16 protein-coding genes are annotated in these 16,193 nt (G+C 65.5%); 9 read left to right on the plus strand and 7 right to left on the minus strand.

What is annotated here, in order from left to right:
- The first annotated feature begins 71 nt into the window (after positions 1-71).
- The 8 genes from hppD (at position 72) to PJW05_RS19070 (ending at position 7,710) form a co-directional block, all read left to right on the plus strand.
- On the plus strand, positions 72-1,148 hold the full coding sequence (gene hppD, locus PJW05_RS19035; protein ID WP_271408529.1) for a 4-hydroxyphenylpyruvate dioxygenase: 1,077 nt from the start codon (positions 72-74) through the stop codon (positions 1,146-1,148).
- 279 nt (positions 1,149-1,427) lie between these two features.
- Positions 1,428-2,102 (plus strand): thermostable hemolysin, encoded by a 675-nt coding sequence (locus PJW05_RS19040; RefSeq protein ID WP_271408530.1) that lies wholly within the window; start codon positions 1,428-1,430, stop codon positions 2,100-2,102.
- Positions 2,092-3,561 carry an AMP-binding protein gene (locus PJW05_RS19045; protein ID WP_271408531.1) on the plus strand — a complete coding sequence of 490 codons (1,470 nt, stop codon included), beginning with the start codon at positions 2,092-2,094 and terminating at the stop codon, positions 3,559-3,561. Before PJW05_RS19040 ends, PJW05_RS19045 begins: the two co-directional genes overlap by 11 nt.
- Positions 3,558-4,232, plus strand: a complete 675-nt coding sequence (locus PJW05_RS19050) for a TenA family transcriptional regulator (RefSeq protein WP_271408532.1) — start codon at positions 3,558-3,560, stop codon at positions 4,230-4,232. Before PJW05_RS19045 ends, PJW05_RS19050 begins: the two co-directional genes overlap by 4 nt.
- Positions 4,219-5,028: an SDR family oxidoreductase gene (locus tag PJW05_RS19055; RefSeq protein ID WP_271408533.1), complete on the plus strand. Its 810-nt coding sequence runs from the start codon at positions 4,219-4,221 to the stop codon at positions 5,026-5,028. The genes PJW05_RS19050 and PJW05_RS19055 overlap by 14 nt, the downstream gene beginning before the upstream one ends.
- Complete coding sequence (locus PJW05_RS19060; RefSeq protein WP_271408534.1) at positions 5,025-5,666, plus strand: tetratricopeptide repeat protein; 642 nt, start codon at positions 5,025-5,027, stop codon at positions 5,664-5,666. The genes PJW05_RS19055 and PJW05_RS19060 overlap by 4 nt, the downstream gene beginning before the upstream one ends.
- An 8-nt stretch (positions 5,667-5,674) precedes the next feature.
- Positions 5,675-6,337 carry a response regulator gene (locus tag PJW05_RS19065; protein ID WP_271408535.1) on the plus strand — a complete coding sequence of 221 codons (663 nt, stop codon included), beginning with the start codon at positions 5,675-5,677 and terminating at the stop codon, positions 6,335-6,337.
- Positions 6,334-7,710 (plus strand): ATP-binding protein, encoded by a 1,377-nt coding sequence (locus tag PJW05_RS19070; RefSeq protein WP_271408536.1) that lies wholly within the window; start codon positions 6,334-6,336, stop codon positions 7,708-7,710. The genes PJW05_RS19065 and PJW05_RS19070 overlap by 4 nt, the downstream gene beginning before the upstream one ends.
- 22 nt (positions 7,711-7,732) lie before the next feature.
- Here the strand turns inward: PJW05_RS19070 and PJW05_RS19075 are convergent, their stop codons facing one another.
- Both PJW05_RS19075 and PJW05_RS19080 read right to left on the minus strand, forming a co-directional pair.
- Positions 7,733-8,155, minus strand: coding sequence for a cupin domain-containing protein (locus tag PJW05_RS19075; protein WP_271408537.1), 423 nt, complete (start codon positions 8,153-8,155; stop codon positions 7,733-7,735).
- Between the two features lie 5 nt (positions 8,156-8,160).
- Positions 8,161-8,601 (minus strand): carboxymuconolactone decarboxylase family protein, encoded by a 441-nt coding sequence (locus PJW05_RS19080; protein WP_271408538.1) that lies wholly within the window; start codon positions 8,599-8,601, stop codon positions 8,161-8,163.
- A gap of 115 nt (positions 8,602-8,716) precedes the next feature.
- Here PJW05_RS19080 and PJW05_RS19085 point away from each other — a divergent pair, with 115 nt between their 5' ends.
- Entirely contained in the window at positions 8,717-9,637 is a 921-nt protein-coding gene (locus PJW05_RS19085) for a LysR family transcriptional regulator (protein WP_271408539.1), read from the plus strand.
- A 40-nt stretch (positions 9,638-9,677) separates the two neighbouring features.
- Here the strand turns inward: PJW05_RS19085 and PJW05_RS19090 are convergent, their stop codons facing one another.
- The 5 genes from PJW05_RS19090 to PJW05_RS19110 all read right to left on the minus strand — a co-directional run bounded on the left by PJW05_RS19090 (position 9,678) and on the right by PJW05_RS19110 (position 15,722).
- Positions 9,678-10,160: a GNAT family N-acetyltransferase gene (locus PJW05_RS19090; RefSeq protein WP_442969176.1), complete on the minus strand. Its 483-nt coding sequence runs from the start codon at positions 10,158-10,160 to the stop codon at positions 9,678-9,680.
- Positions 10,161-10,334: 174 nt separating this feature from the next.
- Positions 10,335-11,987, minus strand: a complete 1,653-nt coding sequence (locus tag PJW05_RS19095; RefSeq protein ID WP_442969177.1) for a mechanosensitive ion channel family protein — start codon at positions 11,985-11,987, stop codon at positions 10,335-10,337.
- 275 nt (positions 11,988-12,262) lie between these two features.
- Positions 12,263-12,883 carry a DUF2931 family protein gene (locus PJW05_RS19100; RefSeq protein ID WP_271412261.1) on the minus strand — a complete coding sequence of 207 codons (621 nt, stop codon included), beginning with the start codon at positions 12,881-12,883 and terminating at the stop codon, positions 12,263-12,265.
- 339 nt (positions 12,884-13,222) lie between these two features.
- Positions 13,223-13,876 (minus strand): DUF2931 family protein, encoded by a 654-nt coding sequence (locus PJW05_RS19105; protein ID WP_271408541.1) that lies wholly within the window; start codon positions 13,874-13,876, stop codon positions 13,223-13,225.
- Positions 13,869-15,722 carry a PAAR domain-containing protein gene (locus PJW05_RS19110; RefSeq protein WP_271408542.1) on the minus strand — a complete coding sequence of 618 codons (1,854 nt, stop codon included), beginning with the start codon at positions 15,720-15,722 and terminating at the stop codon, positions 13,869-13,871. Before PJW05_RS19110 ends, PJW05_RS19105 begins: the two co-directional genes overlap by 8 nt.
- Between the last annotated feature and the right edge of the window lie 471 nt (positions 15,723-16,193).

Here is a 16,193-nt window from a genome sequence, read left to right on the forward strand (position 1 = left end):
TTTCCTGCGCGCCACCTGCCGCCACCTCGCATTGACCCATACTTTCAATCAATTGCCAGAGGTGCCGAACAATGACTGATATCTTCGAAAACCCCATGGGCCTGATGGGCTTCGAGTTCATCGAATTCGCGTCCCCCACCCCGAACGCCCTTGAACCCGTCTTCGCCATGATGGGCTTCACCAAGGTCGCGACCCACCGTTCCAAGGACGTTCACCTGTATCGCCAGGGCGAGATCAACCTGATCCTCAACAACGAGCCCAAGAGCCAGGCCGCCTACTTTGCCGCCGAGCATGGTCCGTCCGTGTGCGGCATGGCTTTCCGCGTGAAGAACGCCCACCAGGCCTACGCCCGCGCCCTGGAGCTGGGCGCCCAGCCCATCGAAATCCCCACGGGTCCGATGGAGCTGCGCCTGCCGGCGATCAAGGGCATCGGCGGCGCGCCGCTGTACCTGATCGACCGCTTCGGCGAAGGCTCCTCGATCTACGACATCGACTTCGAGTTCATCGAAGGCGTGGACCGCCACCCGAAGGGCGCCGGCCTGAAGCTGATCGACCACCTGACCCATAACGTCTACCGGGGCCGCATGGCCTACTGGGCGGACTTCTACGAGAAGCTGTTCAACTTCCGCGAAATCCGCTACTTCGACATCAAGGGCGAATACACCGGCCTGACCTCCAAGGCCATGACCGCGCCGGATGGCATGATCCGCATCCCGCTGAACGAGGAGTCGTCCAAGGGCTCGGGCCAGATCGAAGAGTTCCTGATGCAGTTCAACGGCGAAGGCATCCAGCACGTGGCCTTCTTCACCGACGACCTGATCAAGACCTGGGATGAGCTGAAGCAGCTCGGCATGCGCTTCATGACCGCCCCGCCGGAGACTTACTACGAGATGCTCCAGGGCCGCCTGCCGGACCATGGCGAGCCGGAAGACCAGTTGCAGGCGCGCGGCATCCTGCTGGACGGCACCACCGAGGGCGGCAACAAGCGTCTGCTGCTGCAGATCTTCTCGGAAACCCTGATGGGCCCGGTGTTCTTCGAGTTCATCCAGCGCAAGGGCGACGACGGTTTCGGCGAAGGCAACTTCAAGGCGCTGTTCGAATCCATCGAACGCGACCAAATTCGCCGCGGCGTACTGAGCACCGAATAAGGGCGCCTTCCCTCGTGGAAAACCCGGCTACGGCCGGGTTTTTCTTTGCCCGCCTGTTTCGCCCGAACAAAAAAAAGCTGCCATCGCCGGCAGCTTCAGTTTGCACCCTGGCACGTCCTGTGCCCTTTCTGTTCCTGCACGCAGGATGCCTGTTCGAGATGACCGGCCCGTGACCGGATCGCTGCAGTTCGATGTCGGCGCCCAGGGTCGCGCCTTCAGGGGGCCTTAAGACTTCCCACGGATACTTTCTCCATTCGCCACGCGTCTGGAGAGCCCCCGATGAACAACGCCGAGTGGAACGCCCTGTTCCCATTCCGATTCGGTCGGAAATCGCAGCAACACTCGCTATCCCTGCTGGAGGAAGGTGACAACGGTCGCGTCCAGGCGGAGGACTTCGTCCACCGCCGCTTCCTCAGCGCCCACGGCGCCGATATCCGCCAATTCATGCCGGAGCTGTTGAGCATGCGCAATTACCATGGCGCCCTCGGTGCGGTGGCCGGCATTCGCCTGGCCGAGACGGGACCGCTATTCCTCGAACAGTATCTGGACGCCCCGGCTGAATCCCTGATCTCGACCCTGGCCGTCCGCCCCGTGGCGCGCGAGCGCGTGGTGGAAGTGGGCAACCTGGCCTCGATCAATGCCGGCAATGCGCGCCTGATCATCGTCGCCGTCACCTGGCTGCTGCACCTGCGTGGCCTGGAATGGGTGGTATTCACCGGTGCGTCGAGCCTGATCAACAGTTTCCGTCGCCTGGGCCTGGAGCCCCTGCGCCTGGGCGACGCCGACCCCGGCCGCCTGGGAGACGCCCAAGAGCATTGGGGCAGCTACTACGAACAGAAACCCCAGGTGTTCACCGGCAGCATCCACTACGGTTTCGAGCAACTGAAGCGCAACGGCATCGGCGCGCGGCTGGGGCTCCTCACCAGCGGCAAGGCAGCCCACCATGCAGCCTGAAGCCTTCCGCACCGTACTTCAGGGGCATGCACGGCGAAGTCCGCAACGCCTGGCCTTGCGCGGCGAATCGCGGCGCTACACCTATGCGCAGTTGCTGGCCGAGGTGGAACGACGTGAAGCCCTGCTGCGCGCGGAACCCGCCGGTGTACTCGCCCTCGGCCTGGACAACGGCCCCGATGCGCTGCTCTGGGACCTGGCGGCGCTGCTGTCCGGACGTCCCAGCCTGCTCCTGCCGCCGTTCTTCAGCCCCGCCCAACGCGCGCATTGCCTGGAGCAGTGCCGGGTCACCCTGGCGGTGGCCGACGCCGGTTTCAGTGACGACCTGGAATGCCTCGGCCTGCAGGCCGATAACACCTTCTGGCGCCGGCCCGGAATCGGCCACGCCGACCTGCCCGCCGGCACCGCCAAAGTAACCTACACCTCGGGTACCACCGGCCAACCCAAGGGGGTCTGCCTGGATGCGACGACCCTGCTACGGGTTGCCCATGAGCTGGAGCTGGCCAGCCGCGCCAACGCCCCTCAGCACTACCTGGCGGTCCTGCCGCTGGCCGTGCTGCTGGAAAACCTCGGCGTCCATGCCGCATTGCTGGCCGGTGCCTGCGTCACCCTGCTGCCGCAACGGCGTCTGGGCATCCAGGGCGCCAGCGGCGTGGACTGGCCCACCTTCCTCGGCGGCCTGGTGCTGAGCGGCGCCGAGAGCCTGATTCTGGTGCCCCAACTGCTGCTCGGACTGGTCACCGCCATCGAGGGCGGCCGCCTCGGCGCCGGGCAGTTCCGCTTCGTCGCCGTGGGCGGCGCGCCGGTATCGCCAGCGCTGCTGACCCGCGCATCCCGCGTCGGCTTGCCGGTATTCGAAGGCTACGGCCTCTCCGAATGCGCCTCGGTGGTCTGCCTCAACCGTCCCGGTGCCCATCGACCGGGCAGCGTCGGCCGCCCCCTGCCCCACGTGCGGGTGCGCCTGGCGGCGGATGGCGAAGTGGAGGTGGAGGGCTCCACCCTGCTCGGCTACCTGGGCGAGGCGCCCTTCGATGGCGGCTGGTGGCCCACGGGCGATATCGGCCAGTTCGACGCCGACGGCTACCTGTACCTGAAAGGTCGCAAGAAGCACCAGTTCATCACCAGCTTCGGCCGCAACCTGAACCCGGACTGGGTGGAAGCCGAACTGACCCAAGGCGGTGTGATCGCCCAGGCCTTCGTCCACGGCGAAGGACTGCCCGGCAACCTTGCCCTGCTCTGGCCGCTGGACCCGCATTGCCCGCCGCAGACCCTGGCCGATGCCGTGACGCGCGCCAATGCCGCCCTGCCCGACTACGCGCGGATCAGTGCCTGGCGTCGCCTGCCCATGCCATTCAGCGCCGCCGACGGGTTGCTCACCAGTAACGGCCGCCTGCGCCGCGACGCCATCCTCGCGCGCTACAGCGACACCCTGCTCCAACTTCAGAACGAGGTCACACCATGAGTTTCTTCGACCGCTTGCAAGCTGCCACCGCCCGCGAGCGGGACGCCCTGTTCGACGTCCCGGTGATCCGCGAAGCCCTGGCCGGCCAGGTCAGCCTGGAGGGCTACCGCGCCTTCCTCGGCCAGGCCTACCACCATGTGCGCCACACCGTACCGCTGATGATGGCCTGTGGCGCGCGCCTGCCCGCGCGCCTGGAGTGGCTGCGCGGCGCCGTCTGCGAGTACATCGAGGAGGAGTACGGTCACGAGCGCTGGATACTCGACGATATCGCCGCCTGCGGTGGCGACGCCGTGGCCGCCAGCAGCAGCCGGCCGTCGCTGCCCATCGAGCTGATGGTCGCCTACCTCTACGACCTGATCGCCCGCGGCAACCCGGTGGGTCTGTTCGGCATGGTCAACGTGCTGGAAGGCACCAGTATCGCCCTCGCCACTCGCGCCGCCGGGGCCATCCGCGAAAGCCTGGGCCTGCCGGTGGAAGCGTTCAGCTACCTGGCTTCCCACGGTGCCCTGGACCAGGACCACATGGCCACCTACCGACGCCTGATGGACCGCCTCGACGACGAGGACGACCAGCAGGCGGTCATCCACGCGGCGCGGGTGGTCTACCTGCTCTACGCGGAAATGTTCCGCGGCCTGCCCCGTGCCCACGAGGTGAGCCATGCGACTCGCTGACTGCCGCGTCCTGCTCACCGGTGCCAGTGGCGGCATCGGCCTGGCCCTGACCGAACAGCTCTGCGCGCGGGGTGCACGGGTGCTGGCCGTGAGCCGACACCCAGAAGCCCTGTCCGCCATGCGCCAGCGTTATCCCCAGCAACTCGCCTGGGTCGGCGCCGACCTGCGCCGTCCCGAAGGACGCACTCAGGTGCTGGAAGCGGCGCGCGGCATCGGCGACCTCAATGTCCTGGTGAACGCCGCCGGGGTGAACCGCTTCGCGCTGCTGGATCAGGTAGACGAAGGCGAGGCGGAGGACATGCTCGCGCTCAACGTCAGCGCCACGCTGCTGCTGACCCGCGCCCTGCTGCCCCTGCTGCGCCAGCGAAGCCACGCCCTGGTGGTCAACGTCGGCTCCATCTACGGCTCCATCGGCTATCCCGGCTACGCCATCTACTGCGCCAGCAAGTTCGCCCTGCGTGGTTTCTCCGAAGCCTTGCGCCGGGAGCTCGCGGATACCCCGGTGAACGTCCTCTACGTCGCGCCCCGCGCCACCCGCACCGCCATGAACAGCCAGGCCGCCATGGCCCTCAACGCCGAACTCAACGTGGGCGTGGACGAACCGGAGCAGGTGGCCGGCGCGGTGATCGGCGCCATCGAAAAAGACCTGAGCGAGCTCTACCTCGGTTGGCCGGAAAAATTCTTCGTTCGCCTCAACAGTATGTTGCCGGGCCTGGTGGACCGCGCCCTGCACAAGCAATTGCCGATCATCCGCCGCTTCAGCGCCACCCACCCGGGAAAGGACCATTCCAGATGAAGACACTCATCCGCACCCTCGCCCTGTTCCTGAGCCTCAGCCTCCCGACCTGGGCACTGGATGCCGCCGACAGTCAGCGGCTGGCCGCGATCCAGCAGCGCTGGGCCGAGATCCAGTACCAGGTGCCTGAAAAACAGCGCCCCGCCGAGTTCGAAAAACTGGCCGCGCAGAGCAGCGCCTTCACCCGCAGCACCCCGGAGGCCGCCGAAGCCTGGATCTGGCACGGCATCGTCACCAGCAGTTGGGCCGGCGCCGTAGGCGGCCTGGGTGCCCTGGGCAAGGTCAAGGAAGCCCGCGCGGCGCTGGAAAGGGCCCTCCAGCTTGACCCGCGCGCCCTGCAGGGCTCGGCCTATACCAGCCTTGGCGCGCTGTACGACCGGGTTCCTGGCTGGCCGGTGAGTTTCGGTGACGAGGAAAAGGCCGAACAGTTGCTGCGCCAGGCCCTGGCGATCAACCCGGACGGCATCGACAGCCTGTACTTCTGGGGCGACCACCTCTTGCGCCAGGGCCATACGGCGCAGGCCCGCGACGCCCTGCTCAAGGCCCGGCTGGCGGCGCCACGCCCCGGTCGCGAACTGGCCGACCAGGGCCGGCGACGGGAGATCGATGCTTTACTCCAGGAAATCCACAACGACTAGGGCAGCCCATGCGACTCCTTCTCGTCGAAGACGACAACGCCCTTGGCGCCGGCGTGCGGGCCGGTCTGCGCCAGGAGGGCTACACCATCGACTGGCTGACCGACGGCGCCAGCGCCCTGCACGCGCTGCAAAGCGAAGACTTCGACCTGGTGATCCTCGACCTCGGCCTGCCGCGCCTGGACGGCGTGCAGGTGCTTCGGCAATTACGCGCCGGCGGCGCCACCCTGCCGGTGCTGGTGCTCACCGCCCGCGATGCCCTCGAGGATCGCGTCATGGGGCTGGACGCGGGTGCCGACGATTACCTGATCAAGCCCTTCGACCTCAACGAACTCAAGGCGCGTCTGCGCGCCCTGCTGAGACGCAGCGCCGGCCGCCCGCAGGTGCTGATCGAACATGCCGGCGTAGTGCTCGACCCGGCGAGCCAACAGGTCAGCTACCAGGGCCAGCCGGTGTCGCTGACACCCAAGGAATACCAGTTGCTCCACGAATTGCTCTCGCAACCGGGCAAGGTGCTCACCCGCGAACGCCTGGTGCGGACCCTCTACGGCTGGGATGAGGAAGCCGAAAGCAACACCCTGGAAGTGCATATCCACCACCTGCGCAAGAAGCTCTCCGGCGAGCTCATCCGCACGGTACGGGGAATCGGCTACCTGATGGATGCGCGCCCGTGACGTCATTGCGCCGTCGCACGCTCTGGCTGGTGATGGTCCTGCTGCTGCTCGGCACCCTGTTCATTGCCTACCTCAACTACCGCGACAGCAGCCACGAAGTGGAGGAAATCTACGACGCCCAGCTGGCGCAGAACGCCCGCCTGCTGCTGGGCGTGATGCACATGCCGCACGCCAGCGACGAGCGGGAGGCCCTGTACCGGGCGTTCAACCAGGCCCTGGGCAGCGCCGAACCCCACAAGGTGGGCCATCCCTACGAGAGCAAACTGGCCTTCCAGGTCTGGGACCGCGACGGTCGCAGCCTGGTGCGTTCGGCCAGCGCCCCCGGCTTCGACGACGCGCCGACGCAAAGCGGTTTCCACAATGCCACCCTGGCCGGCAAGCACTGGCGCGGCTTCGTGCTTCCGGACAACGAACAGGGCCTGCTGATCTGGGTGGGCGAACGCGACGACGTGCGCCAGGACCTGATACGGCGCATCGTCCGCCATACGCTGTGGCCCAGTCTGATCGGCATCCCGATTCTCGCTGCCCTGGTCTGGCTGGCCATTGGTTGGGGCCTGCGCCCATTGCAGAACATGGCGCGGGTGATTCGCAGCCGCCATGCCGACTCCCTGGCCCCCTTGCAGATCGTGCCGCTGCCCCGGGAGCTGGAGCCCATGCAGGCGGCCATCAACCGTCTGCTGGCGCAGATCGAACAGATGCTCCAGCGCGAGCGGCGCTTCATCGGCGACGCCGCCCACGAAATGCGCACCCCGCTGGCAGTACTGCGCCTGCACGCCCAGAACGCCCTGGAGGCCATCGGCGAGGAACAACGGGCCGAAGCCTTGCGCTTCCTCACCCAGGGCGTCGACCGCCTGACCCGGGTGGTGCAGCAACTGCTCACCATGGCACGGGTCGAGCCACAGCTGGCGCGCCAGGACTGGCAACCCCTGGACCTGGAACCCCTGGTCCGCGAGCACCTCGCCGAACTGACGCCGCTGCTGCTGGACAAGGGGCTGGAATTGGCCCTGGAAGTGGCCGACGGCGACTTCCGCACCCACAGCGATGCCGCTGCCATCGGCATCGCCTTGCAGAACCTGGTGGCCAACGCCACCCAGTTCTCCCCTCCCGGCGGCGAGGTCAAGGTCAGTCTCCTGGCGGACGGTGCGGAAACCCTGCTGCTGCGGGTGGAAGACCAGGGGACGGGGATCGACGAAAACCAGCGCTCGCGTCTGTTCGAGCGCTTCTACAGCCAGGACAACCCCCAGGGCGCCGGTCTCGGCCTGGCCATCGTGCAGATGATCGCCACGCGCCTGGGAGGCAGTATCAGCCTCAGCAACCGAGAGGCCGGCGGGCTGCGCGCCGAATTGAAACTGCCGCGCCTGCCGCCGGTGTGAAGCGCCAGCGGGGCGGCGCGCACTAGGGTTTCAGCTTGACGGGCTGGACAACCGCCTCTTTGCCGTCGGACAGCAGCCAGGCCACCAAGGAAGCCGGTTCCGAAGCGCTGGCATTGCGGGTGATGCGGTGCAACTGCCGGGGGCTTTCGTACCAGGCGTCGCCGGCCTTGAAGCGCTGCGGAGGCTGGCCGTCGAGGGCGGATTCCACTTCGCCGCTCAGCACCGCCACGAAGACGTGGCCAGGGTGGCGATGGGGCGTCGAGGTGGCGCCAGGGGCGAAGTCCACGCGAACCGCGGTGGCCGTCCGGTATATCTGGGGCGGCAGTGTGGTCTGCGCCACCGGCGTGACGACTTCGTCTCCGGCACCGCCGCTGCCGTGGGCCAGGGCAGCGGTACTGAGCAACCCCATGAAGGCAATTCCGATGGTCTTGGCGAGCAGGTTCATGGTGCTCACTCCGGCTGCATCGCAAAGCCGACGCCGAAGCGGTTCCAGGCGTTGATCGCGGCAATGACGAAGGTCAGTTCGGCCAGTTCCTGCTCGGTGAACACGGCGGCCACCTGCTCGTAGATCTCATCCGGCGCATGGCGGGCGGCGACCAGGGTCAGCGTCTCGGTCCACAGCAGCGCGGCGCGTTCGCGTTCGTCGAAGAACGGCGTTTCCTTCCAGGTGCTCACGGCCATCAGGCGGCGGAGGCTCTCGCCTTCCTTGGCCGCATCGGTGGTGTGCATGTCGACGCAGTAGGCGCAGCCGTTGATCTGCGAAGCGCGAATCCGCACCAGCTCACGCAGGGAGCGCGGCAGCACCGATTCGGCGGCGGCCTTCTCGAGGCCGAGCATGGCCTTCATGGCTTGCGGGGCGGCCTGGTAGTAATTGAGGCGTTTGGAACTCATCGATGACTCCTCCAGTGCGGCCGAAGGATTTCGGCTCTGGAGCGCACTTTATTGATCGCCAATCGACGGATAAACTTGGAAAATTCGTTTTCATTGTGCGTAAAGCCGGACAATCATGGCATTCGATCGATTGGAAGCAATGCGCGCCTTCTGCCGGATCGTCGAGGTGGGAAGCTTCACCAAGGCAGCGGAGGCGTTGAACGTGGCGAAAACCACGATTTCCGGTCAGCTCCAGGGGCTGGAATCGCTGCTGGGCGTGAAGCTGCTGCACCGGACCACCCGGCGGGTGTCGCCGACCACCGACGGCGCCGCGTACTACGAGCGCGCACGCGCGGTGCTGGACGATCTCGACGAACTGGAGGCCTCGGTAGCGCAAAGCCGCAGCGTGGCGCGAGGCAGGGTGCGGGTGGAGATGCCGTCTCCGGTGGGGATGTGCCTGATCATCCCCTCGCTGCCCGATTTCACCCGGCTCCACCCGCAGATCCAGTTGGATATCGGTTGCAGCGAGCGGGTGGTGGACCTGGTCCAGGAAGGCATCGACTGTGCGTTGCGGGGAGGCCCGGTCACGGACCCCGGACTGGTGTGCCGGCAGGTGGGGCAGATGCGCTTCTGCCTGTGCGCCTCGCCCACCTACCTGATGAACGCCGCGCCCCTTCTCAATCCCGACGACCTGTCACAGCAGCAGTATCTCGGTTTCACCTTTCCCGGCTCCGGCAAGGCATTCATTCCGGTGCTTCAGCGAGGCCATGCCAGCTTCCGCATCGAGCAAGTACCGACGATGCGCTTCAACCACGGCGGCGCTTACATCAGCGCCGGGTTGGCCGGCCTTGGCGTCGTCTCGGTTCCGCGCGCGGAGGCCGGCCCCCATTTTCAGGCGGGAACGCTGGTTGAGGTCCTGCCCGACTGGCAGATGAACGGCATGCCGATCAGCCTCGTGTATCCCTATGCCCGGCATCTGTCGGCCAGGGTGCGGGTGTTCGCCGACTGGGCGGCCGAGCTGATGGCCAACGACCCCCTCTGGCGGCTGGACGCCTGAACGGCCCGCGGGACAGGCCGTCCACGCCACCCCCGGCGCCTCAGCCAATCGCCTTGGCCATCTCGGCGGTAGCGGCCCAGCCCAGCGCTTCATACACCGGCTTGCCGGCCTGGGTCGCGTGCAGCACCGCAAAGCTCACACCGCGCCGGGCGAACTCGACGTCCGCCAGCCGCATCAGCGCCGAAGCCAGCCCCCGACGCCGATACGCGGGCTCGACGAAGACATTCAGCACATAACCGCGCCGGTCCAGGTACGGATGGGCGGGATGTGGCGGCCAGTCGATCGTCATGAGGCCAATCGCCGCCACGGGCCGCCCATCGTCCAGCAGCGCGAAGCCGTAGTAACGGCCATCGCGCAGACGCGGGGACAGCCAGGGCCGGAAGTGCTCGGTCATCACCTGCAACTCCGCCGGAACGCCGCCGGCCTCGAGGAACATGGTTTCGCGGTGGGTACAAATCATCTGGAGGTCACTGGGCTCCAGCCGACGGACCTGCAAACCTGAAAAGTCGATCTCACCGAGCATTTCTGTCACCGCCTGAGCCTGTACGGAGTGCTCGATGCTAGGACCCGGGCCAGGCAGGCGATAGGTGCAGATCGTAGGGAAATTCACCATACAGCGCGGGCTGCCCGGAACCGCCAGGACGCCGGCCGGGAGTACCGCGATGTCGAGATGGGCGGTGATGCGGGGAGCAGGGCATCAGCCCGGCTCCCCGTCCTTGGCGGAGGATTCGTGCTTGGCGGAGGAATCGCGCGCCGGCGCGGCATACCAGTTGTCCTTGGGCACCCATTTCTCCTGCACGGGGTCCCCCAGGTAATGCGGCGACATGATCTGCACGCCGTACTCGTTGAACACATCCTGAATATTGGCGTGCAGCAGGCTCAGCAGTTCGGCGCGCGACACCGGTTCGCTGGGCACCGCCTGGGCCACCAGGCGGTACTCGGGATAGAAGTCCGACAGCTTTGTCTGGAACACCCGCGGATGCGGCTCGGGCGACACTCCCGGGGTTCTGCGCGCGGCCTCCAGCAGCATGGCCTCCACCTGCCGCCAAGGGGTGTCATAGCCGATGGTGACCGACGTATCCACCACATAGCCGGGGCCCTCGACCACCCGTGAGTAATTCTTGGTCACCGCACCGGTGATCATCGAGTTGGGCAGGGTCAGCACCTCGCCGAGGCCCGTGCGGATGCTGGTGGTGAAGGTGCCGAGTTCGGTAACGGTGCCTTCGTACTCGCCGATGCGCACGTACTCGCCGGGGCGCAGGGTGCGCGTGTAGGTGAGGATCAGCCCGGCGGCGGCCTGCCCCACCACGCTGGACGCCCCCAGGGAAATCATCAGGCCGATCAGCACCGAGAGGCCCTTGAAGGCGTTGGTGTTGGCGCCGGGCAGGTAGGGGTAGGCCATGGCCAGGGCGAACAGCCAGATGATGAGGGACGTCAGCCGGGTGGTCGGGAGCAGCGTTTCCCGATTGAGCCAGGAAATGGTTCCGGGCCGGGACAAGCGCTCCAGCATGCTTTTGCAGAACGCACTCAAGCCCCGGGCGATGAAAAAGATCAGCAGTGCGATGGTCAAGCCCGGAAAGGCACCCACCACCGCATCCAGCAGGTAGCGCGCCAGGTCGACGAGGTACTGGTTGAGGCTCTCACCCCAGGGACGGGTATAGGGAAAGCGTTGCAGAACGAAGGTCAGCCATTCGTAGGTCAGCAAGAACACCAGCGCCCAGTAGACCAGGCCCAGCAGCCGGCGTAGCAACGGGTAGATGTTGCTGACATCCAGCAGTTGAGCGAAACCGACCTTGAGGTCACCGGTGCGCTTGCGCACCTGTTTCGGCAACCAGGCCAGCGCCCAGGCCTTCCCGCGGTAGATCAGCCGCAACAGCGCGAGGTAAATCAACGTGGCCACCGCGGTAAGCCCGCCAGCGGTCAGCAGGAACCGAACATTACGCGCCTCCTTCGACTCCTCCACCACCAGGTGCAGCCGCTGGGCGACTTCTTCGGCGGCCTGGCGTACCGAGCCGTCCACCGCCGTGAGATCCTTGGGCGAGATGATGAAGGCCCGTCGGTCACCGATCAGCACCAGGTAGCTGTCGCGGATCGGGTCGATGCGGACTTCCGGGTGCTCGCTGGCGTCGAGCGCTTCGCTGATCACCCCCCTGGCCCGGGTGGCGCGCACCTCCGGCGTCTCGCCCAGCAGCGTGGCGTGAAAGACAAAGATGCTGCGATTGGCGAGCTTCAATTCGGCGGGCTCCGCCGTGATCAGCGCCACTTCATCGGCTGCCTGGGCGACAGCGGACATCGCCAGCCACAGCACCCAGAACAGACCTCTGCCCCACTCCAAGCTGCTTCTGCCCATGACCCACGCTCCAGGCTACCGCCCCTGATATCGCCCAATGGCCTGCGGCCTCTTGCAGCCTAGACCAGCGGAAGATTGCCTGTCGGAAAAAGGCCGGGGCTGATCCTACGTCCGTTGCGTCAGCAGGATGCAGCGCATGATTGACGTCGCCCCAAGGCCGCCGCTGGTGAACGGGGGCAAGCGGCCAGAAGCGGTCTCGGATCGTGTATCCGTAGGATGAGTAGGTATCGCGTCGCTCCGCCCATCCGAACGACCGTTGCCCGAGGCCCCTGTGGTCACCAGGAGCCATAGGGAATCCCGTGCTTTTCGATGTAGGCCTTGGATGCCGGGTCCAATGGCAAGGCATACTGGCCGCCGCTCCGACCTGAATCCGGGCCTTCCTTCACGACGGTGCCCTGCACCCGCGCCACATCGATCGGCGCCAAGCAAGCGCCCATCAGCCAGACCTTGGCAATCCCGCCTGGCGCGAGACCGACTGTCAGCACATCCCGATAGCCAAATATCCACTTGGCGTCGGCTTGGCAGAATGTCTTTTCTCCTTTCACCATCGCCTGCCGGGTGGGCTCGGGGATCACGATATAGGCCTCGTAGGTCTGCGGCTCCACCAGCGACTGCCAGCGCACGTAGATCAGGCGTGGCAGGTCGGCGCCCAGCACCTGCTTGCCCTTTCCAGCCCCGGGTCGCTCCGGCCAACCGCGAGGATCACCTTTGAGGTCCTTCGGGGTATTGATCGCGGCAATTCCGCTCATGGCGCGGCGAAACACGCGATCCCGCACATCCACCGCGTCGGCGGTTTCGATCCACACCTCCATGTAGTTGGGAGCAAACAAGCCCAGCCGCCAGGAGTCGTAAGGCAGCTCCGCTATGCGCCAATAGCAGCCGCTGCTTGTGCTCATCTCTACTCGCAAGCAGGGGCCGTCGATCTGAAGCTCCATGCCTTCGAATAACTCCCCGAGCTCTATCTTTTTGCGGGGGTACAGCAGTACGCGATCGTCCTCGTGTTTCCAGGTGCCTTTGGCGTAGCCGTCGGCACTGCCGTAGAACAAATTGGCTTCGAACGTTCCATCTGCATGGAGGCGGAGTTGCGACCCCATCTCCATTACTCCCCGCAGCGAGTAGGCACCCGCCAGCTCCGGCGTGTTTTCGCTGCCAGCAGCATTGGCGATACCTGAGAGTGCCAAAAGCGTGATCCAGACAATCAGCTGTTTCATGACTCGTCCTTGTTTGAGCAGCTCTTACCACGAGCCATAAGGAATTCCGTGTTTTTCGATATAGGCTCTGGATGCCTCATTTGGTGGCCGGTAATAGCCACTCGCCTCCCCCAGATACGGCCCCTCTTTCACGACGGTACCCTGCACCCGGCCCACATCGATGGCGGACAGGCACGGTCCCATGATCCAAACCTTGGCGATGCCTCCAGGGGCGAGGCCGACGGTCAGCATCTTTCGATAGTCGGTGATCCATTTGCCATCAAATGCGCAATAGGTCTTCTCGCCCTTGATCATTGCCTGCCGAATGGCCTCGGGGATCACGATATAGGCCTCATAGGTCTGCGGCTCGGCCAGCGACTGCCAGCGCACGTAGATCAGGCGTGGCAGGCCGGCACCCAGTACCTGTTTGCCCGCGCCGGCCCCGGGTTGCTCCGGCCAACCGCGAGGATCACCTTTGAGGTCCTTCGGGGTATTGATCGCGGCAATTCCGCTCATGGCGCGGCGAAAGACGCGATCCTGCACATCCACCGCGTCGGCGGTTTCGATCCACACCTCCATGTAGTTGGGAGCAAACAAGCCCAGCCGCCACGAATCGTAAGGCAGCCGATGGGCACCCGTGGCGCAGCCAGCCAACCAGAGCATCAGCCCCCCTGCCAGCATCAACTTGAACTTATTCATTGGGGTGCTCCTGGCGCTTCATCCCTTCGGCGGGGCGGTTGACGAATACAGCGCCCAACGCGCTGTTGTTCCAGCCCTTGGCGGCATTCCAGTTCGCCGAGAGGTGGATGTAGCGGCGCCGCAGCAAGGCGATTTCCTCCCCCGTCAGCGGGGTGAACGCTTCACGCAGGGCAAAGGCCTGCAATTTGGCGGCGATTGGCTGTAGTTCGGTGGGCAAGGACAAATGCGGTAGACGGTCGTTAATTTCGTCAAACGCCACCCCGGCGCGCACCGCCAACTCACGCATGATGCGCAGGTACACCCGCGATAGCTCGCCGCGTACCTCACGCTCGCCGGAGATGGCGGCGTACACCCGCTTTTCCGCCTGGGTGTCCCGCGCTCGGTGCTGGGTCTGGACCGACCAGGTGACGATGTCGAGCCCCTCGGGCGGTACATAGGCCAGCCAGCGGCGCGCCTCCCGGTCGAAGCGCTGCCGGGTGCGGAAGAAGGCCGCGCTGCGCTCGTTGGCGAGCCGGTCAACCTCGACGCTGCTGTCCGGCTTGCTCAACAGGAGCTTCTCCCTGGCCAGGGGCAGGTAGCCGCCACCGATGTCCGAATGGGAGCCCGGAAGCATGATGTCCTGCTCGGCCTGGATCAGGGAGAAGTTGTGGCGGTACTCATCGTCGGCAACCAGGTGAATCACCTTGCGGGCCGTGCCGGCTGCGAGCCCCAGGCTGAGTCCGGGGTTGTCGGCATTGTGCGGGCTGAAGTCGAAGCTACCCGGCGAGACGATGCCGGCCACGGTGTCGAACAAGCCGATGAAGTTGAGGACAAAGTCGCTGCGATGGCGCCAGGAGAAGGCTTCTAGGAATCCCGGTGTTCCAACGGGCATGGCACGGGCCAGCAGACTATTCGGTCCCTTGAGCAGGTCATTCGCGCAATGTCGCGCAGCGGCGGCGCCCCGGCTGAAACCGAACAGGTCGATCTCAAGCCGACGAATCTTGAGGCTGGGATTCGTCGCTCTGAAACGACGCAACTGTTCCATGACCAAGGCAGGCATCTGCTCGACCCGCGCCACCACGCCGGTTTCCCCTTGGCCGGTGCCCTGGCTGTAGAGGGAGTCGCTCAGGCCGCTGCGGGTGCCAATGCCTTCGAGGTACACCTTGAGATAGGCCTCTTCGGCACCCGATGGCAGCCGTTCCTCGGCCTGATCTGGATAGAGGCCATAAAGACGCGCGACATTGCTGACATCGTTGCCGTAGCTGTTGTCCGGCGTATTGCCTTTGCCGTCATAACCGTAGGCGGCGCAGTGCTGGCGGATGTCTTCGCCTATCTCGGTCGACATGCCGAGGTTGACCGCATAGCAGCCCGCCACCGCTTCGCTATTGGCCTGGTTGTTACCGGTACCGTCGAAGAACAGGCCCAGGCGCAGGACGATGCCCTCCTCCTCCAGCTCCTCCTCTTCTTCCTCCTCTTCCAGCAGACTGTGCGTTGCTGGCTTGGGAGCGGTGCTCAAGGGCGTCGCGGCAAGCGGCACCGCTGCCACGGCGGGAGCTGACGCTGGCCTTGTCGTGGCCTTGGATGCGCCGCGGTCCGACTGATAGGTAGCGTTGAACTGCGAGGGCAGCAGCAGCGCCTTGCAGGGGCAGCCACTCACGCTATCGAGCGTGCCTGCTGCATAGGTACCCGATACGAAGTGTTGGACGCCTCCTAGAATTGGGTACGACTTGCCGTCCTTGCCACAAGTCGCCCGATCACCCTGGCGTGCCAGGGGTTGCCCATCCAGACGGAAGTTTGGATTTCCTTCTAACACTGTGCCGCCGCACGTCGTCTTGTCGCCCCGACGAATGAAGTAACCGATAGCCACTGAATGCCCTCTCGACGGGGCGCCCCGCACAGGTGCGCCCCTTTCCATTGATGTTGGAAGCACCGGCTCACCAGCAGACAGGTGTTGAGCGAAGTGCTTGGCCAGAGGCTCAGTGGATGGTGTGTCGTGGGTAAATAGGCGCTCTCCGAAAGCCATGTAGGGGCGGTCGGAAGCAGCGGGTGCGGTAGGAGGGTTGCCCTTCCTCCCCCGCCTCCCTATCCTCCGCCGGTCACGGTCAATCCCGTGACCGGGTTTGACAGCCTGAAACTAACGGGCGCGATTGCGCCGCATGGTGCATGCGAAAAACGGCGGACGTTTTTTTGCAGGCATGAGCACGCATGCAGTTTTTCTGACTGCTCTGCTTTATGGCAGATCGCGCGGGGAGATCCTCGTGGTCTGCCGGTTCCCGTTAGCCGGTCTGTCAACCCCGCGCGGTCTGCCGCCCTTCGATTGACAGCGAATGGTGGCAGC

Origin of the sequence: Pseudomonas sp. Q1-7, from assembly GCF_028010285.1 — a bacterium.
Taxonomy (GTDB): Bacteria; Pseudomonadota; Gammaproteobacteria; order Pseudomonadales; family Pseudomonadaceae; genus Metapseudomonas.

Coding starts and splice junctions, on each gene's coding strand:
- PJW05_RS19095 (WP_442969177.1), bottom strand. CDS start 11,987: ATGGGCAGAAGCAGCTTGGAGTGGGGCAGAGGTCTGTTCTGGGTGCTG.
- PJW05_RS19060 (WP_271408534.1), top strand. CDS start 5,025: ATGAAGACACTCATCCGCACCCTCGCCCTGTTCCTGAGCCTCAGCCTC.
- PJW05_RS19090 (WP_442969176.1), bottom strand. CDS start 10,160: ATGCTCGGTGAGATCGACTTTTCAGGTTTGCAGGTCCGTCGGCTGGAG.
- PJW05_RS19055 (WP_271408533.1), top strand. CDS start 4,219: ATGCGACTCGCTGACTGCCGCGTCCTGCTCACCGGTGCCAGTGGCGGC.
- PJW05_RS19105 (WP_271408541.1), bottom strand. CDS start 13,876: ATGAATAAGTTCAAGTTGATGCTGGCAGGGGGGCTGATGCTCTGGTTG.
- PJW05_RS19085 (WP_271408539.1), top strand. CDS start 8,717: ATGGCATTCGATCGATTGGAAGCAATGCGCGCCTTCTGCCGGATCGTC.
- PJW05_RS19040 (WP_271408530.1), top strand. CDS start 1,428: ATGAACAACGCCGAGTGGAACGCCCTGTTCCCATTCCGATTCGGTCGG.
- PJW05_RS19050 (WP_271408532.1), top strand. CDS start 3,558: ATGAGTTTCTTCGACCGCTTGCAAGCTGCCACCGCCCGCGAGCGGGAC.
- PJW05_RS19075 (WP_271408537.1), bottom strand. CDS start 8,155: ATGAACCTGCTCGCCAAGACCATCGGAATTGCCTTCATGGGGTTGCTC.
- PJW05_RS19065 (WP_271408535.1), top strand. CDS start 5,675: ATGCGACTCCTTCTCGTCGAAGACGACAACGCCCTTGGCGCCGGCGTG.
- PJW05_RS19100 (WP_271412261.1), bottom strand. CDS start 12,883: ATGAGCACAAGCAGCGGCTGCTATTGGCGCATAGCGGAGCTGCCTTAC.
- hppD (WP_271408529.1), top strand. CDS start 72: ATGACTGATATCTTCGAAAACCCCATGGGCCTGATGGGCTTCGAGTTC.
- PJW05_RS19045 (WP_271408531.1), top strand. CDS start 2,092: ATGCAGCCTGAAGCCTTCCGCACCGTACTTCAGGGGCATGCACGGCGA.
- PJW05_RS19080 (WP_271408538.1), bottom strand. CDS start 8,601: ATGAGTTCCAAACGCCTCAATTACTACCAGGCCGCCCCGCAAGCCATG.